The sequence below is a fragment of the Citrobacter sp. wls826 genome, from assembly GCF_005281245.1.
Lineage (GTDB): Bacteria > Pseudomonadota > Gammaproteobacteria > Enterobacterales > Enterobacteriaceae > Citrobacter > Citrobacter braakii.
Genome location: NZ_SZWS01000029.1, coordinates 1 through 8,285, shown reverse-complemented (window position 1 = coordinate 8,285; position 8,285 = coordinate 1). Strand labels below are relative to the sequence as shown.

At 56.9% G+C, this 8,285-nt stretch carries 9 protein-coding genes, 1 pseudogene and 1 riboswitch; of the genes and pseudogenes, 7 read left to right on the top strand and 3 right to left on the bottom strand.

Going from position 1 to position 8,285, the window contains the following annotated elements; translation table 11 throughout:
• From FDW87_RS22050 to nudC, 3 genes and pseudogenes are all read right to left on the bottom strand, one after another.
• Positions 1 to 137 (bottom strand): annotated as a pseudogene (locus tag FDW87_RS22050) (endonuclease V); the annotation flags it as partial.
• A 9-nt stretch (positions 138 to 146) separates the two neighbouring features.
• Positions 147 to 1,211 (bottom strand): uroporphyrinogen decarboxylase, encoded by a 1,065-nt coding sequence (gene hemE, locus FDW87_RS07485; RefSeq protein WP_047415999.1) that lies wholly within the window; start codon positions 1,209 to 1,211, stop codon positions 147 to 149.
• A 43-nt stretch (positions 1,212 to 1,254) separates the two neighbouring features.
• Entirely contained in the window at positions 1,255 to 2,028 is a 774-nt protein-coding gene (nudC, locus tag FDW87_RS07480) for an NAD(+) diphosphatase (protein ID WP_137352363.1), read from the bottom strand.
• Positions 2,029 to 2,124: 96 nt separating this feature from the next.
• Here nudC and FDW87_RS07475 point away from each other — a divergent pair, with 96 nt between their 5' ends.
• The 7 genes from FDW87_RS07475 (at position 2,125) to thiH (ending at position 8,236) form a co-directional block, all read left to right on the top strand.
• The gene (locus FDW87_RS07475; RefSeq protein ID WP_016155311.1) at positions 2,125 to 2,613 is read left to right on the top strand and encodes an Rsd/AlgQ family anti-sigma factor; all 489 of its coding nucleotides are present in this window, start codon (positions 2,125 to 2,127) and stop codon (positions 2,611 to 2,613) included.
• Between the two features lie 49 nt (positions 2,614 to 2,662).
• Positions 2,663 to 2,785, top strand: a riboswitch (TPP riboswitch).
• 83 nt (positions 2,786 to 2,868) lie between these two features.
• Positions 2,869 to 4,767, top strand: a complete 1,899-nt coding sequence (gene thiC / locus FDW87_RS07470) for a phosphomethylpyrimidine synthase ThiC (protein ID WP_047498840.1) — start codon at positions 2,869 to 2,871, stop codon at positions 4,765 to 4,767.
• Positions 4,767 to 5,402, top strand: coding sequence for a thiamine phosphate synthase (gene thiE / locus FDW87_RS07465; protein WP_137379593.1), 636 nt, complete (start codon positions 4,767 to 4,769; stop codon positions 5,400 to 5,402). Before thiC ends, thiE begins: the two co-directional genes overlap by 1 nt.
• A complete protein-coding gene (locus FDW87_RS07460) occupies positions 5,395 to 6,153 on the top strand; it encodes a HesA/MoeB/ThiF family protein (protein ID WP_137379592.1) in 759 nt (252 codons plus the stop codon). Before thiE ends, FDW87_RS07460 begins: the two co-directional genes overlap by 8 nt.
• Positions 6,134 to 6,334 carry a sulfur carrier protein ThiS gene (gene thiS, locus FDW87_RS07455; RefSeq protein WP_016155307.1) on the top strand — a complete coding sequence of 67 codons (201 nt, stop codon included), beginning with the start codon at positions 6,134 to 6,136 and terminating at the stop codon, positions 6,332 to 6,334. Before FDW87_RS07460 ends, thiS begins: the two co-directional genes overlap by 20 nt.
• Position 6,335: 1 nt before the next feature.
• Positions 6,336 to 7,106: a thiazole synthase gene (gene thiG, locus FDW87_RS07450; protein ID WP_047415991.1), complete on the top strand. Its 771-nt coding sequence runs from the start codon at positions 6,336 to 6,338 to the stop codon at positions 7,104 to 7,106.
• Positions 7,103 to 8,236, top strand: coding sequence for a 2-iminoacetate synthase ThiH (gene thiH / locus FDW87_RS07445; protein WP_131347367.1), 1,134 nt, complete (start codon positions 7,103 to 7,105; stop codon positions 8,234 to 8,236). Before thiG ends, thiH begins: the two co-directional genes overlap by 4 nt.
• Positions 8,237 to 8,285: the final 49 nt, after the last annotated feature.

Here is an 8,285-nt window from a genome sequence, read left to right as displayed (position 1 = left end):
CGCGTCACTTCGCCCCCCTGCTCGAACCCAACGTCCGCCCCGCCGATCAGATCCGGCGGATCGCTCCTCAGGCGATCCTCGCGGATCACTGAAGAGGCCAGTTCAAGCTGCTGTGCGCGTAATGACGCAAGATCCATAATGACTCCTTAGCGGTGATACTGTTCCGACAACCGATGTACCGCCTCCACGAAGACACCCGCATGCTCTGGCGGGACATCCTGATGAATGCCGTGGCCCAGGTTAAAGACATGGCCTTCACCCTGACCAAAACCGGCCAGAATCGTCGCCACCTCTTCTTCGATGCGGGCTGGCGGCGCATACAGCATGGACGGATCCATATTGCCCTGCAGTGCCACTTTATGACCTACACGACGACGCGCATCGGCAATGTCAGTGGTCCAGTCCAGACCTAACGCATCACAGCCGGTTTCCGCCATCGCTTCCAGCCACTGACCACCGCCTTTAGTGAACAGCGTCACCGGTACGCGACGACCTTCGTTCTCGCGCATCAGGCCGTCGACGATTTTGTGCATGTAGTACAGGGAGAACTGCTGATAGTCGCGACCGGTCAGCACACCGCCCCAGGTGTCGAAAATCATTACCGATTGCGCGCCCGCTTTGATCTGCGCGTTCAGGTACAGAGTGACGCTCTTCGCCAGCTTATCAAGCAGCAGATGCAGCGCCTTTGGATCGGCGTACATCATCTTTTTAATCACGGTGAAGGCCTTACTACTGCCGCCTTCGACCATATAGGTCGCCAGTGTCCACGGGCTACCGGAGAAGCCGATCAGCGGCACTTCGCCTTTCAGTTCACGGCGGATAGTGCGCACCGCATTCATCACATAACCCAGTCCATCTTCCGGGTCCGGGATCGGCAGTTTGTCGACGTCAGCCTTGCTGACGATCGGTGAGGTAAAGCGTGGGCCCTCTCCTGCTTCAAAATACAGCCCAAGTCCCATCGCATCGGGAATCGTCAGGATATCCGAAAAGAGGATCGCCGCATCAAGCTTATAGCGACGCAGCGGCTGCAGCGTGACTTCGCAGGCCAGCTCGGCATTTTTGCACAGTGCCATAAAATCGCCCGCCTCGGCGCGCGTGGCTTTATATTCCGGTAGATAGCGGCCCGCCTGGCGCATCATCCATACCGGAGTGACATCAACGGGCTGGCGCAGCAGCGCACGCAGATAACGATCGTTCTTCAGTTCGGTCATTTTTCCATTCCTTGAGCTATTTCACGCCAGTGTAACATGTGTGTCACTCATACTCTGCCCGGCAGAGGGCGGCAGTATCTTCAATCAATCGACGCGCGACGGTGCCCGGCGGGGGCAGGAGCGGTAAATCGTCATAGCGATACCAGTTCGCTTCCAGCAGTTCTTTCGGGTCAATAACAATTTCGCCGCTATCATACTCCGCCATAAATGCGGTCATCAAAGACTGTGGGAACGGCCACGGCTGAGAAGTGACGTAGCGCAGGTTTTTCACCTTAATGCCGCTCTCTTCCATGACTTCGCGCGCCACCGCCTGCTCGAGGGTCTCGCCCACTTCGACAAAACCCGCCAGCACGGTATGCACGCCGTTACGATGGCGAACATGTTGGGCAAGCAGGATAGTGTCGTCACGGCGAATAGCGACGATAATGCAGGGGGCAATTTGCGGGTAGTAGCGTTCTCGACAGTGGCTACACAGCATCGCCCATTCCGTTTTACTCGGGTGCATGGGATGACCGCAGTAACCGCAGAATTTATGTGAGCGGTAGAACTCGGCCAGTTGTACACCGCGTCCGGCCAGTTGAAACAGGCCAACATCCTGGTCAATGACCTGGCGCACAGACCCCATATCGTGCCGACGCTGCTGCTGCACCAGCCAGACCGTCTCCCCTTCCCATTCGCCTATAGGAAGTGCACGCTGCCCGGTCAGATCAAAACTTGCTGCGTCGCCGTAAGGCAGTTCGCCATGAGGCAACCATAACTTTTGCTCATGACTGACAATCCACCAGCCGCTATCTAATTTTTCAATTATACGATCCATATCTCTTGCGCAACCTTTGCTTCACAGGCATGTTGTTTACATTATTTTTACATTTACGGGTGAGCCGTTCCTAAACACCATCTTGCGGAGTCAATCATGCTAAACCAGCTGGAAAGCCTGACGGAGCACGTCGGAGGAAGTAACAAACTGGTTGATCGCTGGCTACATGTACGTAAGCACCTGCTCGTGGCTTACTACAATCTGGTTGGCATTAAGCCTGGCAAAGAATCGTACATGCGGCTCAATGAAAAGGCGCTGGATGATTTTTGCCAGAGCCTGGTCGATTACCTTTCCACCGGACACTTCAGTATTTATGAACGTATTCTCCATAAATTGGAAGGGAACGGGCAGCTTTTAAAAGCCACAAAAATTTGGCCGCTCCTGGAAGCCAATACGCAACTGATCATGGACTACTATGATTCCAGTCTGGAGACCGCCATTGATCACGATAACTTCCTTGAATTTCAACAGGCCTTATCGGATATCGGCGAGGCGCTGGAAGCCCGGTTCGTGCTGGAAGATAAGCTGATCATGCTGGTTTTTGATGCGATGCACGAGAGTGGCATGATCAAACGTCCTGCTTGAGATTTGCGACATTAACGCGTAATTTACATTCATTACCTCTTTTTGAGGTTACTTCTTGTCGGAGTGCTTATTTTCCACAGCAGCATGAGTGGAAAAGGCTGAGACCGTTAATTCGGGATCCGCGGAACCTGATCAGGTTAAAACCTGCGAAGGGAACAAGAGTCAATCTACAACCGTATCGCCCTTTGGCGTTCGTCTCTCTTGCTTCATCCGTCGTCTGACAAGCCATATCCTTACTTTTATTTGGAATGAGCTATGTCTGCCACTACTAAACCATCACGCCGCGAACAGCGCGCCCAAGCCCAACACTTTATCGACACGCTGGAAGGTACCGCCTTTCCTAACTCAAAACGCATCTACATCACCGGTTCGCAGGCGGATATTCGCATCCCGATGCGCGAAATCCAGCTAAGTCCTACGCTGATTGGTGGTACGAAAGACAACCCGCAGTTTGAAGAGAACGAAGCCGTGCCGGTGTACGACACCTCCGGGCCGTACGGCGATCCTGATGTGGCGATTAACGTTCAGCAGGGTCTGGCGAAACTGCGCCAGCCGTGGATTGCGGCGCGTAATGATAGCGAAGAATTAGACGACCGTAGCTCCGCTTATACCAAACAACGTCTGGCCGACGATGGCCTGGACGAGCTGCGTTTCAGCGGCCTGCTGACGCCAAAACGCGCCAAAGCCGGCAAGCGCGTTACCCAGTTGCACTATGCCCGTCAGGGGATGGTTACCCCGGAGATGGAATTTATCGCCATCCGTGAAAACATGGGCCGCGAGCGCATTCGTAGTGAAGTGCTGCGCCATCAGCATCCAGGGATGAACTTTGGCGCTCGCCTGCCGGAAAACATCACCCCGGAATTCGTGCGTGATGAAGTCGCTGCGGGCCGCGCGATTATTCCTGCCAACATCAACCACCCGGAATCCGAGCCGATGATCATCGGCCGCAACTTCCTGGTGAAGGTGAACGCCAACATCGGTAACTCGGCGGTGACCTCCTCCATTGAAGAAGAGGTGGAGAAGCTGGTGTGGTCGACCCGCTGGGGCGCAGATACGGTGATGGACCTCTCCACCGGCCGCTATATTCACGAAACCCGCGAGTGGATCCTACGTAACAGCCCGGTGCCGATCGGTACCGTACCGATCTACCAGGCGCTGGAGAAGGTTAACGGGATCGCCGAAGATCTCACCTGGGAAGCCTTCCGCGACACGCTGCTCGAACAAGCCGAACAGGGCGTCGACTACTTCACCATTCACGCGGGCGTACTGCTGCGCTACGTGCCGATGACCGCCAAACGCCTGACAGGTATTGTCTCGCGCGGCGGTTCGATCATGGCGAAATGGTGTCTCTCTCATCACAAAGAGAACTTCCTGTTTGAACATTTCCGCGAGATTTGCGAAATCTGTGCCGCCTATGACGTTTCGCTCTCTCTCGGCGACGGCCTGCGTCCAGGCTCGATTCAGGATGCCAACGACGAGGCGCAGTTCTCCGAGCTGCATACGCTGGGCGAACTGACCAAAATCGCCTGGGAATACGACGTGCAGGTGATGATTGAAGGCCCGGGTCATGTGCCGATGCATATGATCCAGCGCAATATGACCGAAGAGCTGGAGCACTGCCATGAAGCGCCGTTCTACACCTTAGGGCCGTTGACGACAGATATCGCGCCGGGCTATGACCACTTCACCTCCGGCATTGGTGCGGCGATGATCGGCTGGTTTGGCTGTGCGATGCTGTGCTACGTCACGCCAAAAGAGCACCTTGGCCTGCCGAACAAAGAAGACGTGAAGCAAGGGCTGATTACCTACAAGATTGCCGCCCATGCCGCTGATTTAGCCAAAGGCCATCCGGGAGCGCAGATCCGCGATAACGCCATGTCGAAAGCGCGCTTCGAATTCCGCTGGGAAGACCAGTTTAACCTCGCACTCGACCCATTCACCGCCCGCGCCTATCACGATGAAACCCTGCCACAGGAGTCCGGCAAGGTTGCCCACTTCTGCTCCATGTGCGGGCCGAAGTTCTGCTCGATGAAAATCAGCCAGGAGGTCCGCGACTACGCCGCCGCACAAACCATTGAAATCGGAATGGCGGATATGTCGGAGAACTTCCGCGCCAAAGGCGGCGAAATCTACCTCAAAAAAGAGGAGGCGTGATGTACCAGCCTGATTTCCCGACCGTGCCGTTCCGCCTCGGGCTGTACCCGGTGGTAGACAGCGTTGAATGGATTGAACGCTTGCTGCAGGCAGGTGTGCGCACGATCCAACTGCGCATTAAAGATAAACGTGATGAAGAGGTCGAAACCGACGTCATTGCCGCCATAGAGTTGGGGCGTCGCTATGATGCTCGCCTGTTTATCAACGACTACTGGAGCCTGGCAATTAAGCACAACGCGTACGGCGTGCATCTGGGCCAGGAAGACCTCGAAACCACCGACCTGAAGGCGATTCAGGCGGCGGGGCTACGCCTGGGTGTTTCCACTCACGATGATATGGAGATAGACGTAGCGCTGGCTGCTAAGCCTTCTTATATCGCGTTGGGTCATGTCTTCCCGACGCAAACCAAGCAGATGCCGTCGGCCCCGCAGGGTCTCACGCAGCTGGCAAGCCATAGTAAACGACTGGCGGATTACCCCACTGTCGCTATCGGCGGCATCAGCCTTGAGCGCGCCCCAGGGGTGCTGGCGACCGGCGTTGGCAGCATTGCCGTGGTCAGCGCCATAACCCACGCCGCAGACTGGCAGGCAGCCACGGCGCAGCTATTGGACATTGCGGGAGCCGGCGATGAATGACCGCGATTTTATGCGCTACAGCCGCCAGATCCTGCTCGGCGACATTGCCATTGAGGGCCAACAAAAGCTGCTCGATAGCCATGTGCTGATCGTCGGTTTAGGTGGGCTCGGCTCGCCTGCGGCACTGTATCTGGCGGGAGCGGGCGTCGGCACGCTGACGTTGGCGGACGATGATGACGTTCATCTGAGCAACCTGCAGCGGCAAATATTGTTCACCACCGATGATATCGCCCGCCCGAAAGCACAGGCGGCAAAGCGACATCTGGCACGCCTTAATCCGGACAGCGAGCTGGTCGTCCTTGAGCAGCGGCTGACCGGTGAGGCGCTCCGGCATGCGGTAGCGCGTGCCGACGTGGTGCTCGACTGTACCGACAACATGGCGACGCGCCAGGAAATTAACGCCGCCTGCGTGATGCTCAACACTCCGCTCATCACCGCCAGCGCTGTGGGCTTTGGCGGCCAGCTAATGCTACTGACGCCACCGTGGGAACAAGGCTGTTACCGTTGCCTGTGGCCGGATGATGTAGAGCCGGAACGCAACTGCCGCACCGCCGGCATCGTCGGCCCGGTTGTGGGCGTGATGGGCACCTTGCAAGCGCTGGAGGCGATTAAATTACTCAGCGGCATTGAAACTCCCAGTGGGGAGCTACGCCTGTTCGACGGTAAAACCAGCCAGTGGCGCAGCCTCGCGCTGCGTCGTGCCAGCGGCTGCCCGGTCTGCGGAGGACAACATGCAGATTCAGTTCAATGATGAGCCGATGCAGTGCGCCGAGGGACAAACCGTCAGCGGGCTGCTCACTGCGCTAAATCAACTTAAACCGGGAGCGGCGCTGGCGCTCAATCAGCAGATCCTGCCGCGCGAGCAGTGGGAGCAGCAAATCGTGCAGGAAGGCGACCAGATCCTGCTTTTTCAGGTTATTGCAGGGGGTTGATATGTTACGTATTGCCGACAAAACGTTTGATTCACATCTGTTCACCGGCACCGGAAAATTTGCTTCGTCGCAGCTGATGGTCGAGGCGATTCGCGCCTCCGGCAGCCAACTGGTGACGCTGGCGATGAAGCGCGTGGATTTGCGCCAGCACAACGATGCCATTCTGGCCCCACTTATCGACGCGGGGGTGACGCTACTGCCTAACACCTCTGGGGCGAAAACCGCGGAAGAGGCTATTTTCGCCGCCCAGCTGGCACGTGAAGCGCTGGGCACAAACTGGCTAAAATTAGAAATCCACCCGGACGCCCGCTGGCTATTGCCGGATCCGATTGAAACGTTAAAAGCCGCGGAAGCATTGGTGAAACTGGGCTTTGTGGTGCTGCCCTACTGCGGCGCGGATCCGGTGCTGTGTAAGCGGCTGGAAGAGGTCGGCTGCGCGGCGGTAATGCCGCTCGGCGCGCCCATCGGTTCTAATCAGGGACTGGAAACGAAAGCGATGCTGGAGATTATTATCCAACAGGCAACCGTACCGGTGGTGGTTGATGCGGGTATTGGCGTCCCCAGCCACGCCACACAGGCGCTGGAAATGGGTGCCGACGCAGTGCTGGTCAACACGGCAATCGCCGTGGCCGACTGCCCGGTCACGATGGCTACCGCCTTCCGTCTGGCGGTTGAAGCGGGCCTTCTGGCGCGCCAGGCGGTACCAGGAAGCAAAAGTTCGCAGGCAAGCGCCACCAGCCCGTTAACCGGATTCCTGGAGGCCTTCGTATGAAAACGTTCAGCGACCGCTGGCGCCAGCTTGACTGGGATGACATCCGCCTGCGTATCAACGGTAAAACCGCCGCTGACGTGGAGCACGCCCTCAACACTTCACAGCTTAGTCGCGACGATCTGATGGCGTTGCTCTCCCCTGCCGCCGCCGACTTTCTGGAGCCGTTGGCACAGCGAGCGCAGCGCCTGACCCGGCAGCGCTTCGGCAACACGGTCAGCTTTTATGTTCCGCTGTATCTCTCGAATCTTTGCGCCAACGACTGCACCTACTGCGGCTTTTCCATGAGCAACCGTATCAAACGCAAAACGCTGGACGAAGATGAGATAAAACGAGAGTGTACCGCTATCCGTGAGCTGGGTTTTGAGCATCTGTTGTTGGTCACCGGTGAACATCAGGCAAAAGTCGGAATGGATTACTTTCGTCGCCATTTGCCCACCATTCGCCGCCAGTTTGCCTCGTTGCAGATGGAAGTTCAGCCGCTGTCAGAGGCTGAATATGCGGAGCTGAAGACGCTGGGACTGGATGGCGTGATGGTGTATCAGGAGAGCTATCATGAGGCGATTTACGCTCGCCACCATCTGAAGGGGAAAAAGCAGGATTTCTTCTGGCGACTGGAAACGCCGGACAGGCTGGGCCGCGCAGGGATCGACAAAATCGGTCTTGGCGCGTTGATTGGTTTGTCCGACAGCTGGCGGGTCGATTGCTATATGGTAGCTGAACATCTGCTGTGGATGCAGCAGCATTACTGGCAGAGCCGCTACTCCATCTCCTTCCCTCGCCTGCGCCCATGCACCGGTGGCGTTGAACCCGCATCGATCATGGACGAGCGACAGTTGGTCCAAACCATTTGCGCGTTTCGTTTACTGGCGCCAGAAATTGAGCTGTCGCTCTCCACCCGCGAATCGCCATGGTTCCGTGATCATGTGATCCCGCTGGCGATCAACAACGTCAGCGCCTTCTCAAAAACACAGCCCGGCGGTTATGCCGATAACCATCCTGAACTGGAACAGTTCTCCCCACACGACGCCCGTCGCCCAGAAGCCGTTGCTGAAGCACTAATGGCGCAAGGGTTACAGCCCGTGTGGAAGGACTGGGACAGCTATCTGGGACGCGCTTCGCAGATGCCGTAAGTCCGGAGCAATCGCATAAAACGAAAAAACCCGCTTTCGCGGGTTTTTT

Excerpts from the sequence above, each read along its gene's own strand:
- hemE (WP_047415999.1), bottom strand. The coding sequence starts at position 1,211 with ATGACCGAACTGAAGAACGATCGTTATCTGCGTGCGCTGCTGCGCCAG.
- FDW87_RS07460 (WP_137379592.1), top strand. The coding sequence starts at position 5,395 with ATGAATGACCGCGATTTTATGCGCTACAGCCGCCAGATCCTGCTCGGC.
- thiG (WP_047415991.1), top strand. The coding sequence starts at position 6,336 with ATGTTACGTATTGCCGACAAAACGTTTGATTCACATCTGTTCACCGGC.
- thiC (WP_047498840.1), top strand. The coding sequence starts at position 2,869 with ATGTCTGCCACTACTAAACCATCACGCCGCGAACAGCGCGCCCAAGCC.
- thiE (WP_137379593.1), top strand. The coding sequence starts at position 4,767 with ATGTACCAGCCTGATTTCCCGACCGTGCCGTTCCGCCTCGGGCTGTAC.
- nudC (WP_137352363.1), bottom strand. The coding sequence starts at position 2,028 with ATGGATCGTATAATTGAAAAATTAGATAGCGGCTGGTGGATTGTCAGT.
- thiS (WP_016155307.1), top strand. The coding sequence starts at position 6,134 with ATGCAGATTCAGTTCAATGATGAGCCGATGCAGTGCGCCGAGGGACAA.
- thiH (WP_131347367.1), top strand. The coding sequence starts at position 7,103 with ATGAAAACGTTCAGCGACCGCTGGCGCCAGCTTGACTGGGATGACATC.
- FDW87_RS07475 (WP_016155311.1), top strand. The coding sequence starts at position 2,125 with ATGCTAAACCAGCTGGAAAGCCTGACGGAGCACGTCGGAGGAAGTAAC.